The organism is Bacillus sp. FSL W8-0920, assembly GCF_038593215.1.
In the GTDB taxonomy this organism is placed as follows: domain Bacteria; phylum Bacillota; class Bacilli; order Bacillales; family Bacillaceae; genus Bacillus; species Bacillus pumilus.
On record NZ_CP151974.1, the window covers coordinates 2176277 to 2195558 of the forward strand.

The 19282-nt window shown below is 41.3% G+C and carries 24 protein-coding genes; 8 read left to right on the plus strand and 16 right to left on the minus strand.

What is annotated here, in order from left to right; genetic code table 11:
• Positions 1 to 73: 73 nt before the first annotated feature.
• The 6 genes from spoIIM to NSS78_RS10920 all read right to left on the minus strand — a co-directional run bounded on the left by spoIIM (position 74) and on the right by NSS78_RS10920 (position 4542).
• Positions 74 to 721, minus strand: a complete 648-nt coding sequence (gene spoIIM / locus NSS78_RS10895) for a stage II sporulation protein M (protein ID WP_034661156.1) — start codon at positions 719 to 721, stop codon at positions 74 to 76.
• A gap of 116 nt (positions 722 to 837) precedes the next feature.
• The gene (locus NSS78_RS10900; RefSeq protein WP_212045941.1) at positions 838 to 1968 is read right to left on the minus strand and encodes a S8 family peptidase; all 1131 of its coding nucleotides are present in this window, start codon (positions 1966 to 1968) and stop codon (positions 838 to 840) included.
• Between the two features lie 109 nt (positions 1969 to 2077).
• A complete protein-coding gene (locus tag NSS78_RS10905; RefSeq protein WP_003215884.1) occupies positions 2078 to 2299 on the minus strand; it encodes a hypothetical protein in 222 nt (73 codons plus the stop codon).
• Between the two features lie 68 nt (positions 2300 to 2367).
• Entirely contained in the window at positions 2368 to 2820 is a 453-nt protein-coding gene (locus NSS78_RS10910) for a GNAT family N-acetyltransferase (protein ID WP_106028737.1), read from the minus strand.
• Positions 2807 to 3988, minus strand: coding sequence for a TIGR00375 family protein (locus NSS78_RS10915; protein WP_212045940.1), 1182 nt, complete (start codon positions 3986 to 3988; stop codon positions 2807 to 2809). Before NSS78_RS10915 ends, NSS78_RS10910 begins: the two co-directional genes overlap by 14 nt.
• Positions 3985 to 4542, minus strand: coding sequence for an NUDIX hydrolase (locus NSS78_RS10920; protein ID WP_003215785.1), 558 nt, complete (start codon positions 4540 to 4542; stop codon positions 3985 to 3987). Before NSS78_RS10920 ends, NSS78_RS10915 begins: the two co-directional genes overlap by 4 nt.
• A 167-nt stretch (positions 4543 to 4709) precedes the next feature.
• On the opposite strand from NSS78_RS10920, the gene NSS78_RS10925 reads away from it, so the two are divergent.
• Positions 4710 to 5633 (plus strand): aldo/keto reductase, encoded by a 924-nt coding sequence (locus NSS78_RS10925; protein WP_212045939.1) that lies wholly within the window; start codon positions 4710 to 4712, stop codon positions 5631 to 5633.
• An 80-nt stretch (positions 5634 to 5713) separates the two neighbouring features.
• Here the strand turns inward: NSS78_RS10925 and NSS78_RS10930 are convergent, their stop codons facing one another.
• Together NSS78_RS10930 and NSS78_RS10935 are read right to left on the minus strand one after the other, a co-directional pair.
• Positions 5714 to 6229: an antimicrobial peptide LCI gene (locus NSS78_RS10930; protein ID WP_249118256.1), complete on the minus strand. Its 516-nt coding sequence runs from the start codon at positions 6227 to 6229 to the stop codon at positions 5714 to 5716.
• Entirely contained in the window at positions 6192 to 6413 is a 222-nt protein-coding gene (locus NSS78_RS10935) for a YqkE family protein (protein ID WP_003215614.1), read from the minus strand. Before NSS78_RS10935 ends, NSS78_RS10930 begins: the two co-directional genes overlap by 38 nt.
• A 125-nt stretch (positions 6414 to 6538) precedes the next feature.
• Here NSS78_RS10935 and NSS78_RS10940 point away from each other — a divergent pair, with 125 nt between their 5' ends.
• Positions 6539 to 7471: an alpha/beta hydrolase gene (locus NSS78_RS10940; protein ID WP_050943813.1), complete on the plus strand. Its 933-nt coding sequence runs from the start codon at positions 6539 to 6541 to the stop codon at positions 7469 to 7471.
• A gap of 26 nt (positions 7472 to 7497) precedes the next feature.
• On the opposite strand, the gene NSS78_RS10945 is transcribed toward NSS78_RS10940, so the two are convergent.
• From NSS78_RS10945 to NSS78_RS10955, 3 genes are all read right to left on the minus strand, one after another.
• Entirely contained in the window at positions 7498 to 8760 is a 1263-nt protein-coding gene (locus tag NSS78_RS10945; RefSeq protein ID WP_003215654.1) for a tetratricopeptide repeat protein, read from the minus strand.
• Between the two features lie 305 nt (positions 8761 to 9065).
• Positions 9066 to 9305: a YqkC family protein gene (locus NSS78_RS10950; protein WP_003215790.1), complete on the minus strand. Its 240-nt coding sequence runs from the start codon at positions 9303 to 9305 to the stop codon at positions 9066 to 9068.
• A gap of 12 nt (positions 9306 to 9317) precedes the next feature.
• Complete coding sequence (locus NSS78_RS10955; RefSeq protein ID WP_003215572.1) at positions 9318 to 9644, minus strand: iron-sulfur cluster biosynthesis family protein; 327 nt, start codon at positions 9642 to 9644, stop codon at positions 9318 to 9320.
• A gap of 212 nt (positions 9645 to 9856) precedes the next feature.
• On the opposite strand from NSS78_RS10955, the gene NSS78_RS10960 reads away from it, so the two are divergent.
• Positions 9857 to 10564 carry an expansin EXLX1 family cellulose-binding protein gene (locus NSS78_RS10960; protein ID WP_044141052.1) on the plus strand — a complete coding sequence of 236 codons (708 nt, stop codon included), beginning with the start codon at positions 9857 to 9859 and terminating at the stop codon, positions 10562 to 10564.
• A 17-nt stretch (positions 10565 to 10581) separates the two neighbouring features.
• On the opposite strand, the gene NSS78_RS10965 is transcribed toward NSS78_RS10960, so the two are convergent.
• The 3 genes from NSS78_RS10965 to NSS78_RS10975 are packed head-to-tail and all read right to left on the minus strand — an operon-like array spanning position 10582 to position 12032.
• On the minus strand, positions 10582 to 11037 hold the full coding sequence (locus NSS78_RS10965; RefSeq protein WP_309217187.1) for a GrpB family protein: 456 nt from the start codon (positions 11035 to 11037) through the stop codon (positions 10582 to 10584).
• A 12-nt stretch (positions 11038 to 11049) separates the two neighbouring features.
• Entirely contained in the window at positions 11050 to 11556 is a 507-nt protein-coding gene (locus tag NSS78_RS10970; protein WP_249118255.1) for a GNAT family N-acetyltransferase, read from the minus strand.
• Positions 11553 to 12032, minus strand: a complete 480-nt coding sequence (locus tag NSS78_RS10975; RefSeq protein WP_034620502.1) for a GNAT family N-acetyltransferase — start codon at positions 12030 to 12032, stop codon at positions 11553 to 11555. The genes NSS78_RS10970 and NSS78_RS10975 overlap by 4 nt, the downstream gene beginning before the upstream one ends.
• 277 nt (positions 12033 to 12309) lie before the next feature.
• On the opposite strand from NSS78_RS10975, the gene NSS78_RS10980 reads away from it, so the two are divergent.
• From NSS78_RS10980 to NSS78_RS10995, 4 genes are all read left to right on the plus strand, one after another.
• The gene (locus tag NSS78_RS10980; RefSeq protein ID WP_050943810.1) at positions 12310 to 12759 is read left to right on the plus strand and encodes a YfmQ family protein; all 450 of its coding nucleotides are present in this window, start codon (positions 12310 to 12312) and stop codon (positions 12757 to 12759) included.
• Between the two features lie 150 nt (positions 12760 to 12909).
• Positions 12910 to 14142, plus strand: a complete 1233-nt coding sequence (locus tag NSS78_RS10985) for a DNA polymerase IV (protein WP_106028734.1) — start codon at positions 12910 to 12912, stop codon at positions 14140 to 14142.
• Positions 14143 to 14157: 15 nt separating this feature from the next.
• Positions 14158 to 14502: a YolD-like family protein gene (locus NSS78_RS10990; RefSeq protein WP_050943808.1), complete on the plus strand. Its 345-nt coding sequence runs from the start codon at positions 14158 to 14160 to the stop codon at positions 14500 to 14502.
• Between the two features lie 188 nt (positions 14503 to 14690).
• Positions 14691 to 15926 (plus strand): MFS transporter, encoded by a 1236-nt coding sequence (locus tag NSS78_RS10995; protein ID WP_003215590.1) that lies wholly within the window; start codon positions 14691 to 14693, stop codon positions 15924 to 15926.
• Positions 15927 to 15956: 30 nt separating this feature from the next.
• Here NSS78_RS10995 and coaA read toward each other — a convergent pair whose 3' ends face one another.
• Entirely contained in the window at positions 15957 to 16916 is a 960-nt protein-coding gene (coaA, locus tag NSS78_RS11000; RefSeq protein WP_212045937.1) for a type I pantothenate kinase, read from the minus strand.
• Between the two features lie 187 nt (positions 16917 to 17103).
• Between coaA and NSS78_RS11005 the strand changes: the two genes are divergently transcribed.
• Positions 17104 to 18432: a CoA-disulfide reductase gene (locus NSS78_RS11005; RefSeq protein ID WP_212045936.1), complete on the plus strand. Its 1329-nt coding sequence runs from the start codon at positions 17104 to 17106 to the stop codon at positions 18430 to 18432.
• 67 nt (positions 18433 to 18499) lie between these two features.
• Here the strand turns inward: NSS78_RS11005 and NSS78_RS11010 are convergent, their stop codons facing one another.
• Positions 18500 to 19276: an SDR family oxidoreductase gene (locus tag NSS78_RS11010; protein ID WP_137055009.1), complete on the minus strand. Its 777-nt coding sequence runs from the start codon at positions 19274 to 19276 to the stop codon at positions 18500 to 18502.
• Positions 19277 to 19282: the final 6 nt, after the last annotated feature.

The window sequence follows — 19282 nt, forward strand, 5'->3', positions numbered from 1 at the left end:
ATGTGCTGGGAGCCAACTATAATCATTTTAAATTGATAAATAAATTGATTATTATTTAATAACAATTATAAAATCATGAAAAAAGAACACCTGCCAGCTTTTTCATGAGCATGAAGGAGACGTACGATTCAAAAAAGGACGAAAGTGCAGCAAGTGCTAAAATCATCAGTAGAACAGATGCATACCGGGCGAACCACTGCACAGGTGCTTGACTGATGGTTTTTTTCATGAACAGCTGCCCAATGAGACGGATGGAAAACGCAATCGCACATGTCCCAATCACTAAATAGGCTGGAATAAGTAATATGTTTTGCGGAAGAACCGATACGAACGAAAGGAAAAAACCACTCAGCCCCATTTGATTTACTAGAAAACCAACTGTAAACCCAACGACAATTCCCTTTAAAAAGATCATGAGAAAGATGAGCGGCAGGCCAATGATAGATATCCCTAGTATCCACATAAGACCTAAATATTTCATATGATGCAAAAAGCTTTGCAAAAACATTTCTTTTGATTCTGCTGCTTTCTCATTTGTCAGCTGACCAAAAAATTGATTTAAATAATAGAATAAATCCTCTTTCTGACTAATTGTCATACTATTGACGATGATGGCCCCAAAAATCACGCCCATTAAAAAGAGTACAGAGACAAACAAATAAATCGATAGATGGTCTTTTACGTGCTGAAGAAGATGTTCCTTCCAAGACTTTTTCCGCATGCGTCTTCCTCCCAAATAGTAAAGGTTACTAGATTCTATGAGAGAGATTACGAAACATGACAGTTTTATTGAAAGAAAAAAGAGAAAGCGGCCTAAACACTGCTCTCTCTTCTCATTTATCGTGCCGCTTTTTGTACGTTCACAAGCCCGGCACCATAGTAAAAAGGATCTCCAAGCTGTGTAGCCGTTTTTGAAAGTCTCTCGCGCACTTCATCGTTTGTCAGATTCGGATGTTTTGATAGAATGACAGCCGCAGCTCCTGCTACATGCGGTGATGCCATGGATGTCCCGCTCTTGTAGCCATATTCATTATGGGGAATGGTACTGAGCGTTGAAACGCCTGGTGCTGAAACTTCCACTTCTTCGCCTACAGATGAATCAAAAGCTCTTTGTTTTCTTTGGTCAACAGAAGCAACCGCTATCACTGAGCTGTATTTAGCTGGATAGTCAACCGTGTTGAGAGAGCCATAACTTCCTTCATTCCCAGCAGAAGCCACAATGAGAATACCCTTGTCATATGCTCGATCTACCGCTTCTTTCAGCGCTTCAGATTCACTTGCTCCTCCCATACTAATATTGATGACATCTATGTCATTCTCAATGGCCCATTCAATTCCTTTAATGATCCAGCTATAGTAGCCATCACCATTTTCATCTGCCACCTTGACCGCATAGATTGAAGCTTTTGGCGCAACACCAACGACACCTACCTTATTATCTAACGCTGCAATTGTGCCCGCCACATGCGTCCCGTGTTCATGCGGGTCAACAAGCGGATCTGACTCTGTTGGAACAAAGCTGACTCCCCCGGTGACATGTAGATCTTCATGTTTGCCATCAATGCCGCTGTCAAGAACGGCTACTTTGACATTTTGTCCAGCGTATCCCCGTTTATGTACCTTTTGTGCTTTGATGCTTTTGATGCCATATGGGAACGTTTGACCGCTTGTTTTTGCCTTTTGGTCCTCCTCAATGAAGGTCACTTCTTTTGCCTGATTTAGTTTCTTTTTCGATGCCTCATTCAAGGAAACTTTCATCATATCTATCTGCTCTATGGATTCTTTTACATGTCCACCAGCTTCTTCAACAAGCTGTTTTTGTGTATGATCTTGAACGGAAGAAGAAAAGCCGATCATGTACTCTTTTTTCGCTTGCTCCTTTGCAGAAATATGTGAGGCGCCGAACGTGACCGATGCCAGCATCATACTTGCCATACAAAGCCCTGCTCCAATTGACTTGATGTTCACAATACTCACTCTCCCTTTCATCTTTTTGTCATTTAACTACATTTTTAGACAAAAAGAAACGACCGTTTGTCCTATTTTTTAAAATTTTTCCATTTATTTGAATTGGTTGTCACAAAAAAGCAAAATAAAAATGCTTATGATCCTCTTGATAGTGATCATAAGCATTCCTTCTTTTATGTTTTTTCATCATGTGCTGCAAGGCTTCTTGTTTTGTTTTTGTTTTTCTTTCATGTGTACTAAAGTGCGGCATGTTTCCTCTCGACAGTTCCGGGTTTCGGCTGTGCTGCCTTTCAATATGTTCTCGTTTTTTCTTTGCATTGCTTTTTCCCATTTGGCAAAACCCCTTTCGTTGACGTTATGATACACGATGTGACATAAAAAAGATAGACGTATACACGCCTATCTTTCTGTTTTCACCATATCAAGATGGGGAATTCCATCTTCATCATAACAATCTGAAACGGCCTTAAAACCAAAGGATTCGTAAAACGACTTCAGGTAGGCCTGCGCCTGAATTTTGACACTTGTTTCACCTAATTCACTCAGCTTTTCCAAAGCCTTGCTAAGTAGCATTTTTCCATAGCCTTTTTTTCGGCCTGCCTCTGTCACAAGAACGCGGCCAATGGACGCCTCTTCGTACATGATTCCGCTTTGAAAAATTCGGCAATAAGCCACAATCGTGCCGTTCTCTTTTGCCATCAGATGAAGCGCTTCTTGGTCCCGGTGATCAATTTCAGGGTAAGGGCATGTTTGTTCAACAACAAACACATTGACTCTTTCCATTAAGATTAGGTAAAGATCCTCTTTTGTCAATTGTTCAAACGTTTCACATGTCCAGTTAACTTGATTCATGATTGATATCCACCTTACCGTATACTCCGCCCCCGCCAGCGATCAGTTCGACTTCACCTTTTCTTGCTTTGATGATGTAATTGGCTGTTTTTTCTGGCAGGACAGCTTTTAGTTCTTGTTCTGTTGCTTGATGAAGGATATTCATCTCTGTGTGAAACACGGCTTTTAGCTTCTCCAGCGTTTTGGCTCCAACACCCGGAATAAATTGAAGTGGAAGCTGATGAACATAAGGAGGTCTTGTTCCATTGTCACTTTCTTGGTCAGCAAGCTCCTTTAAACGCTCGCTCACTCCTTTTGTCATCCGGGTATGTCCGCATGCTTGGCACTTTTCTTGATCTAGCGCGCGAGGTCTTACTCCGCACTTCTCGCAGGTTGTATGATAGTACTTCCCAAGACGCGGGGCGAGCCCATAATTTCCTGTGATGGCTCTCCCTTCTTTCCCTTCAAGGGCTAGTTTGAATTCGGCAAAAGAGGTATGGTCCATGCGGATTTTTGTATATTCTCGCGCGATTTTCCCTAAAGAATGAGCGTCTGAATTCGTTAAAAAGGGATAACGGTTCAGTTCGCTTAACTGGGATGCCATTGACGTATCGCAGCTAAGTCCTAGTTCAACAGCATCAATGAGGTCCGGATCGAATACTTCCGTTAAAGACGTGCTGACTCCTTTGCCAAATAAGCTTTTATGCGGCGTGAAAATATGAGCAGGAATAAATAAGCCTCCTAGCTCCTTGACCTTATGCTGAAGTGTTTTCCCATCCACATAGAGGCGCTGTGAACTTAAATGCACATTTTTCATATGTAGCGCGAGCCATGCGGAGAACTCAGTCATTTTGCGCAGTGTGGGCATAAATGCAAGCACGTGAATTGGACCTTTTGAATGGTTATCGTTAATTTCTAATTCACTGCCTAAAAGCAGCACGGTCTGTTCAAATGATAGACCGCCATCACTTAGTTCAGTGTACTTGCCTTCTTCTACACCCTCTATTAATTCTTCTAGGACTTCTGGAGATTGTGCATCAATCACACCAATCATCCCCATCCCTTTACTTTGCGTTGCTTCAATGAAAATTTGGTCAATTGTCAGTGACCTTGCACCTGTAATTTTAACAGCTCTGCCTGTTCTTGTTCTGCCGATATGAATATGGATGTCTGCAAAAAACTCCCTCATTTTGTTGACTTAAGTACCTCTTGCAGTTGTAAGTACTGTATGGCATAGGCTGTTTTTGCATCATAAATATGCTGCTTTTCAATGAGGTGCAAGGCTTCTTCTAATGAAACTTCCATCACTTCAACAAATTCATCTTCATCCAGCTCTCTTTTTTCTTCAAGCTGAACTAGCTGATCTGCAAGATACATGTGGACGATTTCATCTGCAAAACCTGGTGATGTATAAAAGGCTGTCAGCTTTTGAAGCTTCTGAGTGGTGTATCCTGTTTCTTCTTCTAATTCTCGTAGTGCTGTATGTGCCGGCTCTTCCCCTGGCTCTAATTTACCAGCCGGAATTTCAACGATGGCTCTCTCTAGTGCTTTACGGTATTGCTTGACCAAGATGATTTTATTTTCGTCTGTCCGAGCAATGACGGCTACTGCACCAGGATGTTTGATGATTTCGCGTTTGCCTTGTTTTCCATTTGGCAATTGTACATCTTCAAGAACCAAATCAATGATTTTTCCGTTGTATAATTCTTTAGTCGATAATGTTTTTTCTTCAAAGTCCTTCAATTTTGTCAGCTCCTCGTTCTACTTTCACTTTTTACTTCATTCATTTTAACATAGATGATTTAAGAGAAGCGAAATGCGGACGCTTGCTTCAATGCGCCACTTGAAGTCACCTAGCTTGAATTCCAGATTTTTTTCACTTAATGTGAAGGAATAGGAGTGTGATGGAATTGAGAAAAAGACGAATTGGTACAACGGATCTTTTGGTGAGCGAAGCGGCTCTAGGATGTATGTCCCTAGGAACAGAAAAAGGAAAAGCGCTCTCTTTATTAGATGAAGCCATTGATCTTGGAATTAATTATTTGGATACAGCCGATTTATATGATTTTGGGACAAATGAGGAAATTGTCGGGGAAGCGATTAAAAACAGGCGGCAAGATTTAATTTTGGCCACAAAAGGCGGCAACCGCTTTGAAAAAGGCAAATCTGGCTGGGACTGGGACCCTTCAAAGGCATACATAAAAGAAGCCGTAAAACAAAGCCTCAAGCGGCTGCAAACAGATTATATTGATTTATACCAACTGCACGGAGGCACGATCGATGACCCTATCGATGAGACGATTGAGGCTTTTGAAGAATTAGTGGAAGAAGGCGTTATTCGCTATTATGGCATCTCTTCTATCCGTCCAAACGTCATTAAAGAATACGCCAAAAAATCAAACATCGTCAGCGTCATGATGCAATATAGTTTACTCGACCGCCGTCCAGAGGAATGGTTCTCTCTTCTTGAAGAACAAGGCATTAGTGTTGTGGCAAGAGGACCTTTAGCAAAAGGGCTTTTAACCGAAAAACCACTTTCACAAACAAGTGCAGCGATTCAAAAAAACGGCTATCTTCAATATTCATTTGACGAGCTACAGCAGATCATTCCTTCTTTAAAGAAAGTCGCTTATGACCTATCACTCACAGAGCTCTCCATTCAATATTTGCTTCAGCATTCTGCGGTCAGTTCCGTTGTATTTGGCGCAAGCTCGGTGGAACAATTAAAAGAAAATGCGGCAGCGGCCAATGCACGTTCTTTAAGTGACCAAGAAGTAAAAGCATTGACTTACTATACAAAATCATCTATGTACGACGCGCACCGGTTTAAATGAGATAAAAAGAGATCATCTGATGTGATCTCTTTTTCATATTCGACAGACAAAAGCAAAGAGGGGCTAAAGGCCCCGTTGTCTTATCTTGCACTTTCGTAATATGCATAATTTCCAGATTTGCCTTTAAGATAAAATGTCGTACCAAAACGACTGAAACTATTTGCAAAAGAACCATTATCCGAATACATACATAATCGATTACTTGCGCCTTTAAAAGGAGTTACAGAACAATCTACAATTGAAGTAGCCTTTGTACGCAAATCCGCATTCGTTAATTCATTTGTAGCAAGAGCTTGTCCAGAAACAGGTAAAAGCAATCCTAAAGATAAAGCGACTCCAGCCATTGTTTTTCTCATTTTCATGTAAATCATCTCCGTTCCCAAATATTGTAATACACCTTCATTATAAGTAGTACGACCTTCTATCAAAAGGGTCTTAAATACTATATTTGTTATAAAAAGGGATTTAAATGAAGGAGGAATCGAAGGAACCGGAAGCACTTGCGTGTTGATCAACCTCAATGATGACATAAAAAAAGAAGCATCAGTGCTCCCTTTTTTAGCTTTTATATTTTCTCCAGTCCAAATGACTTTCATCTAGCAGCTCGGAGAAGCTTTTGTTTTTTTCTTTTTCTTTCTGCTGCCGAAGGAGGTCTTGTCGTTTTTGTTCTTCTCTTTTTTCTGTCTCGGCGGCCAGATTCTGCTTCATTTGAAGAAGCTGCTGTTTGAGATTTTCGTTTATGCCGTCCTTTAATTTCGCTTGATCATTGTTCTTTTTCATTGTGCCTCTCTCCTTTTGCCTCTAAGTGTATCATCCGTTTTATTTCCTGAGCAAGAGTCACGCCAATCTCCCAACATGTGGTATGATCGTCATAGGAAAAACCTCGGAAAGGAAGAATCAGCTAGATGAAAAAATGGATCGCTATACTTGCCTTCATATTATGTCCGCTCGTTGCAATCGGCATTTTTTTCACCAACAAAATGATGTATATTCGAAAATTAACAGATGAAGAGCTCATCAAACGAGAATCAGATGAAGGGCATTATCATCATGAAGAGTTTCAACAGCTTAACAAAGAGAAAGTGTGTATTCCTTCAGCATTTGGTTATGAGCTTCATGGCTATTTTGTGCCGCATCCGCATTCTCATACAACACGCACCATTGTACTTTGTCATGGCGTCACAGTCAGTTTAATAAATTCCGTTAAGTATATGAAATTATTCCAAAAGCTTGGATGGAATGTGATGCTTTATGATCATAGACGACATGGAATGAGTGGCGGGAAAACCACGAGTTATGGATACTACGAAAAAGAAGATTTAGCGAAGGTCGTGAAGTGGCTTAGACAAAAACTTGGGGAAAATGCCATTATCGGAATACATGGAGAATCTATGGGGGCAGTCACGACTTTGTTATATGCCGCAAAGCCGGAAGCAAGCGCCAATTTTTACATAGCTGACTGTCCTTTTGCTTCTTTTGAGGATCAGCTTCTCTATCGATTAAAAACAGATTTTCGTCTTTCAGGTCAATGGATTCTTCCACTAAGTGATCGAGTGTTAAAATGGCGGGATGGATACAGCATTCGGCAAGTGTCACCGCTGGATGTGATCGATCAAGTGAGAGAACCTGTGCTTTTTATCCATAGTCTTCATGATGACTATATTCCATGCGAGCAGAGTCAGCAGCTATATGCTCGAAAAAAAGGTGATAAACAACTATTTATAGCGCCGCACGGGGCACACGCGATGTCTTTTAGTGAAAATAAAGAAGCTTACGAACAAGAAGTTCAAGTATTCCTTCAACCATTTGAATCAAATGAAGATAAAAGAGGAGAATGAACAGTGGTTCGTCTCCTCTTTTTGAGCTAACTTATGCGATAGTCACTACTGTTGTATGGTGTCTGCCCGCCAGTTCCATATGACTCTCTTCCGATTGCTGCTGACTCATGACCGATAATCCTGCAGTTGCTGCCAATAAAAGAACTATCAAACTCGTTTTCATATAAATGACCCCCATTTTGAATTTTTGATATGGCTTGAATCTTCCGTTCGTAAAACCGTGTCGATGCTTCATACAGTCCAAGCTCATTGTAATAATGAGCCGCATCAAGTGCCAATTCCTCAATGTCTGGGTATAAGCGCTTGTCCTCGAGCAGGTCTAATGTATCGTCTATGATCGTTATTTCTGCATCAACGTATAATGCTTTTAAGAACTGAAATTTGCAGATGTAAATTTCATCTTCTAATTCACAGGCTTTCATAATACCTTTTTGATAGAGGGTTAACGACTCTTCTATTTGTTTTTGTTTAAACAGGATTTGGGTGAGCATAAATAGTGGGTCTAGAGAGCGATTAAGATGGGTTAAATTCTCCTTTTCAAACACTTCAAGAGAGTCTTTCAGATAACGGCTTGCTTCCGCAAGATCGTTCATTTGGTAATAACAGTTACCTAAGTTGAAAAGGGCCGAACCTATGACTCGAGGGTTTCCAATCGATCGTGCTCGATTTAGAGCATTTTTAAAGTAGGGCAATGCATGTTCATAGCATTTCAAATCATCATAGTTTGCACCGATGACAAATTCACAGTGGATGATTCTCAGCGTGTACGTTCTGTAGGCAGAGTACGTATTTAACGCTTGCAAGGCATAGTGCATCGAAAAGTGGGTTTGTTTCATGTGGTAGTATATTTCAGCTAATTTAAAGTAAAATTCTGCTCTTTCTATATCATCTGATATGAGATTGAGCTTTTTTTCTGCTGAACGGTAATAGGCAATGGCACTTAAATAGTTTTGCTGTTCAAACTCAAACATTCCTGTGAAAAAATGAACATAGTATTCAAGCATGTCCGTTAATTTCGTTTGCGAATGTTCGATCGTTTCTAGCAGGTTTTTAATTTCTTCATCATTTGAGGCTTTCTTTGCCGGTTCAAAATATTCAAGCATCACCTTATGGCGAAAATCCATCAGCTGGTAAAACAGCAACAAGTTTTGATCTTGCTCCATCTCCAGAATTTCCTGCTCGATCTCGGCCTTCAGCTTCTCTGCTTTCATGACATGAAATCCGCAAATCTGCCTATACCATTCGTTTATTTTAATTCCAACCTGAGGCGATGACAGCTTGAGCTTCAATTCACTTTAGCACCTCCCTTCTCATATACGATACATGTTGTATTCTATCATATTTCCTCGAATGGAAGAAATATGAAATGTCATTTTTCGCAAAGTTTTCGGTATCCCGCAATAACCGCTTCCATTGCCTATTTTTCGGCATTTATATCCACGATTTTTTCATGTCTATTTTTCTCGTTTTGTCGAATTGGTTGTTATAAAACAGTTTTTTTGCGTTGCAAAAGATCATTTTTCAGATTAGACGTTCCCAGTTGTTTAATGAGATGATGAAGACACGAAAAAAACCCTTTTGTCAAAAAGGGCTTTTATAATACATCTGTTACCTGTTCCATATTCTCTTTGATCCAATTGACAGCTAATTCGAGCGTTGGGAATTCTTCCGTTTCAAATGTGACTTCATCCTGAAGAAGCCAAACATCCTTTTTCACCGAATCCATTCCACCTATTGACCAGTGCAAAAGGGTATAGGGATGATTGTTATTTAAAAACGACACCCATGTTTTATTTTGTGCCGTGTTTTGTATCACTCTAAGCTTCTGATCCACTACGTTTCCACCTTACTTTACAAGTATGCCCATTCTTGGACTGAGTATTTGCTGAGGACTTTTCAGCATCAATGTATTGGCTTTTTCATTAAAATCGATGGTCATTTCCTCATCAAAAAATACCTTCTGTGCAATGTGTATATATAGTTTTAAATGTTGGCTATTTTTAAGTTGTTCCCATTCACCTGTTCTTTCACTTGTTAACCAAAGCATTGGTACGCCACTCACTGCACAGCCACAACCTTCTGAATCGTAGCGAAGCAGTAATTCCTTAGTTTCGTTTCCTGTTTGCTGTTTTTCTATATATGTTTTAGCCTGTTCTGTGATGTGAATATACATGGCGAACATCCTTTTTAAATTGATGCTTACATTGTAACACATAAAACACCATAAAACATGACACACGACTAAATCCGAAAGTCATATTCTTTGAAATACACGCTCTTCTCACTATGATTATATCTATCTATTGGCTCTTTTTGCTTCTTGTTTTTTAGAATTATACTTATGACGCTACCAATTTTAAAAGAATAAACAGGAGGTTTTAGATCGTGAAAAAAAGATTATCTCTCTGCTTCATCGGGGCACTGATATTGATGTTGAGTTTCGCTGTGCCAAACATGAAAGCGGCATCTGTCCTTGATGAAGTACGAGAAAGCTATGCAACTTATACGGGATCTGGTTACTCAGGGGGCGCCGCATTATTAGATCCTATTCCATCTGACATGAAAATTACGGCTTTAAATCCCCATGACTATAACTATAAAGGGATAAATGCGGCACTTGCAGGGGCTTACCTTGAAGTAAAGGGTCCAAAAGGAAAAACCGTTGTGTATGTAACCGATAAATATCCAGAAGGAGCGAAAGGAGCTCTTGATCTTTCTCATAATGCCTTTGCCAAAATCGGCAATATGGCAGATGGGAAAATCCCAATTAGTTGGAAAATTGTAAAAGCACCGATTAGCGGAAATGTAGTTTACAGAATAAAAGAAGGTAGCAGTAAGTGGTGGGCTGCGATTCAAGTGCGCAATCATAAATATCCGATTATGAAAATGGAATATTACAAAGATGGACAATGGGTGAACATGGAAAAGACAGACTACAACCATTTCCTTGGATTTAATATGGGGTCTAAATCTCTTCCTGTTCGAATCACAGATATCCGCGGGGTCATCGTAAAGGATAAATTACCCGCTCTTCCATCTACTGCTGCTTCACAGGCCTATACTGTAAAAGGCAATGTTCAGCTTCCTAATTAACGAGGAAAAGAGGTAGCTTATTTAAGAGCTTCCTCTCCTCCTTTTCTATCCCAGCGATATGCCTCATTTTCTATTACTTTTATGATTTCATTCTTTCCTGCCATATAGCTTTGTATATCTTCCCGATACTGATTTGCTAATTGTTCCTTGACAGACGCATACGCTACAGCTCGTTCTGGATGGGCCCTTAAGTAATCTCGAAACAATAAATGCCTTTTCACATCAGGATGATTTCTCTCATAAATATGGACATGATGCGTACGATTCAAGCCACCCTTTTGAAAAAAACGTCTCCCTTTTATGCCATTTTCACCGAGCGCTTGATATCCAAGATGTTCAAATCTCTCTCTTTTTCTATCGATCTCTTTTATATGACTTACTTCTATTAAGATATCAATAATGGGTTTGGCAACAAGTCCTTCAACTGACGTACTACCAATATGATGTCCTTCTATCCAGCTCTTTTGAATGATTTGCTTGAGTCGCTACTTTTCTTGATGGAATTCTTCATGCCATTCTTTTTTGAATTCGACAACCTCAACCTTTCGCCTCGGTGTCCATTTCATTTTTGATAAGGTGAGCTCTTTTGCAACATGAATCACATTTGTTTCAACAAATCCTAACTTTTCGTATAGCCTTTTTGCAGGGGTGTTTTTTTGCCCAGTGGTCAGTTCTATAGGGACATTTTTCTCCATAATTGTAGACATAAGTCTTGTTCCAATACCCTGCTTTAGCGCTTTTGGATGTACAGCCAATCGACTAATGATCAAATAATCTTTCTGCTCTTCATAAGAGGCAACACCTAGTAAGATTCCCTTTTGCTCAAAACCAATAAATTGCTCTTTTGCTTTCATTACATCTTGAATGGTCTCTTTTAATGGCGGAAGATCGGCATAGCCAATTTGTTCAGCTTCTTGTTGGTATGCAGCTAGTTGAATATGTAAGATCTGCTTTGCTACATCTCCTATTGTTTGATCTAAATTGACAATCATGACATCGCCTCTAACTTTTTCACAAATAAAACACGGTCTTCATTTATTCCTTCATATTCTGAAAACACGGAGATTCCTTCTACAGTTTTATCCCCTTTTTCAATTTGAAAGCCCAATTTTGCATGATAGGCAATTGATACTTTATTTACAGGTGCTGTTACCACTTTAATGGTTGTTCTTCCTTCCTGTTTTGCCACATCATAAAAGGCTTGATACAGCATTTTTCCGATCTTTAATTTCCGGTGATCTGGATGTACCCCAACAAAGTGAATATACGCTTCATCTGAACGAGATTGCGATAAAAAACCGACTAAAAAGCCAATCAGTTCACCTTTTTCAACGACGACAAAACTTGTTTGCTGAAAATGTTCAAAAAATAGCTTCGGCAATGTTGCGCGCAAATCTTTACCTCCCCACCAGCTTTGGATGACGGATGTGACGGCGTAAAAATCTGACGGCTTCACTTGACGTATCATGATGACCTCGCCCCTTTTCATTTTTGGCTTACCGCTCTCTTTTTTTACAAAAAACTGTTGTTTCAATAGTCTACCTGTCCGATTAATTGTTTGTAAAGATTACGTGGCAGCCTTTTTTCCTTTCAGCTTTGTTGATTTCGTTCTTTCGCCGTCATCTCCTTGTAAATCTTCACACTTATTTCAAAAAGTTCACTTTTTGTGCGAAAGTTTCATTCTTTTGGTATGTTAAGATGGTTCATATAGGAAATGTAACAAATGTTTATTGGAGATGATGATATTGGTTTGGATTGTTACTTCACTTGTTGTGTTTAGTCTTTTAAAGCTTCTTGTCACTTCGCTGCCTTCTGGTGTTGTGGAACGCCTTTTTAGTCGTTATGCAGTGCATGCAAAAGTAACAAGTGATCAAACAACGATCATGTTTGAAGATCGTCCGCTCAATGATCAACAAACATCTGAAATTATTCAACATTTTAATGATGCGATCTTTATTGAACGCTATTATATTTATCCTGGTGATGAAGAGCGCTTTCTTCATCCGCAGGAAGGGCCGGCGCCTCTTACCATGCAAACAAAGCTTGGCAAGCATGATGTGACCCTTTATCTGTATCATTACGATGACCACGTGGATGTGGTGCGGCAGTTTACACATAAGCCTAAGAAAAAACTGATGGCCTATCGTTTGCGTTCTGAGCCCCTCCAAACATCCCACAACTTGGCACATGCTTAAAATATGTTGCATCAAATGAGACGAAGTGTCTTCCACTTCGTCTTTTTTTGTATGGATTTATACTCTTTTCTTTGAATGATTTACCAGTATCAATTTCGCCTCCTGACGGTTAAAATAGAAACAGAACATACGTTCTAAGGGGTGAAAATAATGAATGAACGAGCCATTCTGCTTGTGGATATGCAATCGTTTTATGCGTCAGTCGAAAAAGTGGAGGCTCCCCACTTGAAGGATGTGCCGCTCATCGTCTCTGGAGATCCTGAGCGGCGGAGCGGAGTCGTACTTGCCGCCTGCCCGCTCGCTAAAAAACGGGGCGTTCAAAATGCATCCAGATTATGGGAAGCACAGGAGAAATGCCCTGAAGCTGTCGTCGTACGCCCTCGTATGCAGCGCTATCTTGATATCTCTGTCATGATCACAGAGCTGCTTGAACAATACACAGATCTTGTCGAACCATATTCAATTGATGAACAATTTCTCGATATTACAGGCAGCCTGACACTACTCGGTTCTCCCCGTGAGATCGCTCAAAATATACAAACAACCATTATGAACCAGACGGGTATTTACGCACGTGTTGGCATCGGTCCTAATAAAGTGCTCGCTAAAATGGCCTGTGACCATTTTGCTAAAAAAAACACATCTGGCATTTATGAACTTCGCGCAGACAGTGTTGCGACTGATTTATGGCCGCTTCCGATTGGAAAATTATTTGGCGTTGGTAAACGAATGGAGCACCATTTAAAACGAATGGGCATCAGTACCATTGGGACGCTTGCTGCTTATCCGTTAGACCGGCTTAAAAAACGCTGGGGAATAAACGGAGAGCTTTTGCAGCGAACAGCTTTAGGACATGATCCCTCTCCGGTCACCGTTCACACACATAATGAGCAAAAAGCGGTGGGACATCATATGACTCTCCCCCATGATTATGCGTCTTTTGAGGATATCAAAGTCGCTCTTCTTGAATTGAGCGAAGAGGTGGCAAGACGTGCACGCTTTAAGCATTATCTTGGGCAAACAGTGTCTGTTGGCGTGAGAGGCGCTGATTTTTCTCACCCGACCGGATTTCATAGACAAATCAAGCTTCATTCACCTACACAGTACGGGACAGATATTGCAGAGGCAGCCATTCAGCTATGCCAGCAGCACTGGGATGGTCAGCCCATTCGCAGTGTCGGTATTACTCTCTCACAGCTGCAGTCTGACAGCCAGTATCAGCTAACTTTATTTGATCATCATGTTCAAAAAGACAAACTCAGCAAAGTATTTGATGCGATCCACATAAAGTATGGACCTGCTGCCCTGCTGCACGCTTCTTCACTGACAAGCGCAGGGCAGGCGTATCACCGCGCCGAAAAAATTGGCGGACATTACAAATAACGGAGGCGAACAGCCATGAATCCCAATAAATTAACACCTGGATACAACCTCATGTGGGAATCAAGCCGAATGATGCTTCCAGAGCACCGGGAGCAGCTGCTTGCTCAAAAACGGCAGAAAAAAAAATACACCCCTCCCCCGCTGAGCACCGATCAACTGGAAGAAATGAATTTTTTGATCACACAGTCGATTACTGAGGATCAAGCGATTTGCGTGACATATGCCGCAGCAGATAGAAAAGAACAGTTTTGGGGCTGGGTCAAAGCCATTCATTATGAAACGCAGCGCATAAAAATCGTCAATGATGAAGATGTTCTCAACCTGTCCTTGCAGCAAATCGTCGCGATCGACCTTGATTAAATGGGGTCAAATGACCGCGCGAATCAGTGGCATAAAAGCACCAGCAGAAAAAAGCACGCGTCTCCAAATACGAGCCAATCAAACTTCTCTGCCATATGGCGGATGTCCCCTCCATCAAATTGTGTATTTAATTTGCACAATTTTTCATGTATGATTGGAACATCTTACAAACTCAGGGGAGAAACAGCATGAAAAATAACTTACGTACGCTACATCCGCTTAGTTGGACGATCATCATCGGCACCATATTTGGCCGAATGGCGACGTCCATGAGCATTCCTTTTTTGGCCGTTTATTTAACACAAGTCAAAGGCGCCTCAGCTTCTTCTGCTGGATTAATCATTGCCGTTAGCTCTCTGATTGGGATCGTTGCGAGTTTTTACGGTGGATATATTTCTGATCGTATCGGAAGAAAAAAGGTCATGCTTCTATCAATCTTCGGTTGGACACTTGTCTTTGTTGGCTTTGCATTTGCAGATGCCATTTGGGTCTTCTTTATCATGAACGCTTTAAACGGACTGTGCCGGGCACTGTTTGAACCAACATCTAAGGCGCTCTTATCTGATGTCACCCCGTCAAGTATTCGGTTGTTTGTGTTTAATTTACGTTATACAGCCATTAACATAGGGGTCATCTTCGGTCCGCTGCTTGGCTTATATCTCGGGTCATCGAAAACAACCTTTCCATTTCTCGTCGCTGCCTTCATTTATTTGTTATACGGATTAACGCTGGCCTGGCAATTTCAGAAACATCCAGTTGCTGCTCCAGAAAACACGAAACAAATTGGGGTCAAAAAAGCCCTTTCCATTATCCAAAAAGATACGGTCTTTAGCATTATCCTCATCGGCGTTACCTTATGTTCGTTCGGGTATTCGCATTTGAGCTCAACGCTGCCTCAATATTTATCCGCTTCGCCTATGATTGAGGATGGTCCGAAACTGTTTGGATACCTTTTATCTTTAAATGCAGTTGTTGTCATTGTCGTACAATATCCGCTCATCATGATCGCCAAACGCTACTCCACCATTTTGTCGCTCACCACTGGGAATATTCTTCTTGCGGGCAGTTTGTTTGCCATTGCTTTTTCACAGAGTCTCGGCATGCTTGCTTTCATCATTGTCGTGTTTACAATTGGAGAGGTTCTGCTGTTTGCGATGATGGATCTATTTGTAGACAATGTGGCAAAGCCAGAAGTAAAGGGGTCGTACTTTGGCGCGATGGGATTTTCTCAGCTCGGCAGCGTCATCGGACCATTTGTCGGCGGACTGTGCATTGACTATTTTGGCGCAGCCCATCCCTTCTCCATTTTTTCAGTCTTGTCGATCATCACCATCGCAGGTGTTCCGTTCCTACTCATTGGATACTACCGCCTGAAAAAGCGATCCGCAGCTGCCATCGCTGTGAAAGTCAGTGGAGATCATTAAAAAAACCGCTCTCGTTTGAGCGGTTTTTCTTTATACTCGGCGGATAGCAATCTCTTCCACCTTATGCTGATCACCTTTTTTCAAAATGAGATCAGCTCGATATTTTGTCGGTAAAATATTTTGATATAAATTAGGGCGATTGACGGTATTCCAAATTGTGCTTGCCATGTGATCTGCCTCTTCATCCGTCAAATCTTTGTATTGATGAAAGAAGGATTCAGGATCTTGGAAAGCTGTTTCCCTCAGCAAACGGAACCGTTCTTTATACCATGATTGAATTTGCGTTTCAGCAGCATCTACATAAATCGAAAAATCAAAGAAATCTGATACAAACACACGCGGTTCATCCTTCAGATCATCCAGCGCTGGGGATTGCAGCACATTGATTCCTTCAATAATAACAATATCGGCATCCTCCACCGTTTCATACACACCATCAAGCCGGTCATAGGTCAGATGCGAATATACCGGGGCATGCACAGTTTGTTTCCCTGATTTTAATTCGTTTAAAAAAGACAACAAGGCTTTGACATCGTAGCTTTCTGGGAAGCCTTTCTTTTCCATGAGTCCTCGAACCTTTAATTCTTTTTGAGGATACAAAAAGCCATCGGTTGTCACAAGACTCACTTTCAGTCCATCTCCAAGCCTCGATAAAAGCGTTTCGATGATACGGGCCGTTGTGCTTTTCCCGACAGCCACACTTCCAGCAATCCCAATGAGAAAAGGAATTTTCGCATGATGCGGGTAGTTTAAAAAGGCATTCACATGCTGATTTTTTTGTTTTTCTGCAAAGACATGCAATGTCAGAAAACGAATAAGTGGTATGTAAATATCCTGAACTTCTTCAAGCGATAAATAGTCATTTAATCCTTGAAGTGCTCTTGCTTCCTCTTCTGAAACAGATACCGGCATATATTCTCCAAGAGCAGACCAAGCCTCTCTTGTATGACGTGTATATAAAGTATTAAAATCTAGTCGCGTGTCACTCAAAGTCTTTCCCACCAATCTTCACTAAACTCGTAACCAAAAAGACGATAATCCGATTGTAGCTTAAAATGAAGGCGCTGTCTTTATTTTTCCACTAAAGTTTGCTTCTTTTGCGAAAAAAAGCATTAAAAAAAGGAAAATGAGGGTAAATAAGAGTATTCAGTTCGATAGATAGAAGGGAGCACACCAAATGAAATATGTGATCATTGGCGGAGATGCAGCAGGAATGAGCTGTGCTATGCAAATATATCGAGAGGATCCAGATGCACATATTGTCGCTTTTGAAAAAGGAGAGATTTTCTCATATGGACAGTGCGGCCTCCCCTACTTGATCGGCGGTCTCATTGATCACCACAGCAAGCTGATTGCACGCAGCGCTGAAACATTTCGCGACAAATACGGAATTGATGCTCGATGCTTACACGAAGTGACCTCCATTGATCCAAAGCAAAAAACGGTGTCAGGTCATCATACGAAAACAAAAGAACCCTTTACCGAAAGCTATGACCGCCTCTTAATTGCGACAGGAGCAAGCCCTGTTAAACTGGATTTAAATAATCAGCCGCTAGAAGGCGTACACGTATTAAAAACCATTCCGCATGCGCTGTCCATTTTAGACCACTTAAAACAAGATATCACACATGTCACGATCATTGGCGGTGGATATATCGGCTTAGAGATGGCTGAAAATTTAAAGGAACTAGGAAAAAATGTACATATTATTCAGCGGGGTTCAACAATTGGTCCGGGCTTTGACCCCGATATGGCAAAGCACCTGAAAGAAGAGGCGGATGCCCAAGGCATTCACGTAACTCTCGGGGAAACCGTGCAGACATTAGAGGGCGAGTCACGTGTCACAGCTGTTCAAACAGACAAACAAACCATAAAAACAGATATGGTTATCATGGCCATCGGCGTCACCCCGCAAACCTCTTTTTTAGACAAAACAGGAATCAAACGGCTTTCAAATGGTGCCATTGTTGTAAATGAATACATGCAAACCAATGTAAAAGACATCTATGCTGCCGGGGATTGCGCAGCCACTTATCACCGCATCAAACAATCACTCGATTATATCCCGCTCGGCACAACGGCGAATAAACAAGGGAGAATCGCTGGTTTTCATATGACGGGAACAGACCGGGCGTTTCAAGGGGTGACTGGAACTGCCGTCATGAAATTTATGAGCATGACAGCGGGACGAACGGGCTTATCTGAAAAAGAAGCACAAGCAGCTGACATTCCTTTTTCCACCATCACCATTGACAGTACGGATCACGCTGGATATTATCCAGATGCGCAGAAAATGAAAATCAAACTGATTTACAGAAGTGATGACTACACCTTGCTCGGTGCCCAAATCATCGGAAGAAACGGTGTAGATAAACGGATCGATGTGATGGCAACTGCTCTTTACCAACAGCTAACCATAACAGATCTTGAAGATTTAGATATTAGCTATGCACCGCCTTTTAACAGTGTGTGGGACCCGCTTCAGCAAGCAGCAAGGCGGAGATAAAAAGACGGTCACAATGGCAGCTTACTTCAAAAAAAAAGAAACCAGTTCACAACCGGTTTCTTTTTTGTTATTTTTTCATCATCGCTTTGCGTGCTACTTTTTCAAATAAAAATGGGAATAATTGATACAATTTACTGCCAGCGTTCATCCATCCAGGCAGATTAATCTCTCTTTTTTTCGTCATCATAGCGGATACGACCTTCCCAGCCACCTTGTCCGCACTAAGCATCATGAATTCCACATTCTTCACATATTCACCGCTGCGATCGGCGATGGTAAAGAAGTCAGTGGCAATCGGGCCTGGATTCACTGTGGTGACGTGAATGCCGATGTCTGACAGCTCCATTCTGAGGCTGTTTGAAAAGCCAAGGACGGCATGCTTGGATGCGGAATAAATGGCTGATTTCGGGGTGGCAATCTTTCCTGCCTGAGAGGCAATATTGATAATATGTCCATGTCCTCTTTGTTTCATCTCTGGAATGACCTTTTTCGTGCAAGCGATTAAACCAAACACGTTTACTTCAAACATCGACACCATTTCCTCAATGGACGCATCTTCAACGAGATCGAACGCACCGAAACCGGCATTGTTCACCAAAATATCAACAGCCCCCACTTCTTCATATGCGCGATCAATGTCCTCAAGGTGACTGACATCTAGCTCCACGATGTGACACACTCCGCCAGCACTCATAATCTTTTCTTTTACACCCGTCAGCTTTTCAATTCGTCTTGCTGAAATCATGATCTCTGCGCCTTCTTCTGCTGCCAAATACGCCATTTTTTCACCAATGCCACCAGATGCGCCAGTAATCCATATTCTCTTTCCTGTTAATCGCCCCATGCGTTT

What these genes read in the sequence shown, in the direction of transcription:
- NSS78_RS10930 (WP_249118256.1), bottom strand. Translation starts at nt 6,229, where the DNA reads ATGAAAGTCATTTGGACTGGAGAAAATATAAAAGCTAAAAAAGGGAGC.
- NSS78_RS10955 (WP_003215572.1), bottom strand. Translation starts at nt 9,644, where the DNA reads ATGTATATTCACATCACAGAACAGGCTAAAACATATATAGAAAAACAG.
- NSS78_RS10915 (WP_212045940.1), bottom strand. Translation starts at nt 3,988, where the DNA reads ATGAGGGAGTTTTTTGCAGACATCCATATTCATATCGGCAGAACAAGA.
- NSS78_RS10970 (WP_249118255.1), bottom strand. Translation starts at nt 11,556, where the DNA reads ATGATTGTCAATTTAGATCAAACAATAGGAGATGTAGCAAAGCAGATC.
- NSS78_RS10975 (WP_034620502.1), bottom strand. Translation starts at nt 12,032, where the DNA reads ATGATACGTCAAGTGAAGCCGTCAGATTTTTACGCCGTCACATCCGTC.
- NSS78_RS10905 (WP_003215884.1), bottom strand. Translation starts at nt 2,299, where the DNA reads ATGGGAAAAAGCAATGCAAAGAAAAAACGAGAACATATTGAAAGGCAG.
- NSS78_RS10910 (WP_106028737.1), bottom strand. Translation starts at nt 2,820, where the DNA reads ATGAATCAAGTTAACTGGACATGTGAAACGTTTGAACAATTGACAAAA.
- spoIIM (WP_034661156.1), bottom strand. Translation starts at nt 721, where the DNA reads ATGCGGAAAAAGTCTTGGAAGGAACATCTTCTTCAGCACGTAAAAGAC.
- NSS78_RS11010 (WP_137055009.1), bottom strand. Translation starts at nt 19,276, where the DNA reads ATGGGGCGATTAACAGGAAAGAGAATATGGATTACTGGCGCATCTGGT.
- NSS78_RS10985 (WP_106028734.1), top strand. Translation starts at nt 12,910, where the DNA reads ATGAATGAACGAGCCATTCTGCTTGTGGATATGCAATCGTTTTATGCG.
- NSS78_RS10935 (WP_003215614.1), bottom strand. Translation starts at nt 6,413, where the DNA reads ATGAAAAAGAACAATGATCAAGCGAAATTAAAGGACGGCATAAACGAA.
- NSS78_RS11005 (WP_212045936.1), top strand. Translation starts at nt 17,104, where the DNA reads ATGAAATATGTGATCATTGGCGGAGATGCAGCAGGAATGAGCTGTGCT.
- NSS78_RS10990 (WP_050943808.1), top strand. Translation starts at nt 14,158, where the DNA reads ATGAATCCCAATAAATTAACACCTGGATACAACCTCATGTGGGAATCA.
- NSS78_RS10940 (WP_050943813.1), top strand. Translation starts at nt 6,539, where the DNA reads ATGAAAAAATGGATCGCTATACTTGCCTTCATATTATGTCCGCTCGTT.
- NSS78_RS10995 (WP_003215590.1), top strand. Translation starts at nt 14,691, where the DNA reads ATGAAAAATAACTTACGTACGCTACATCCGCTTAGTTGGACGATCATC.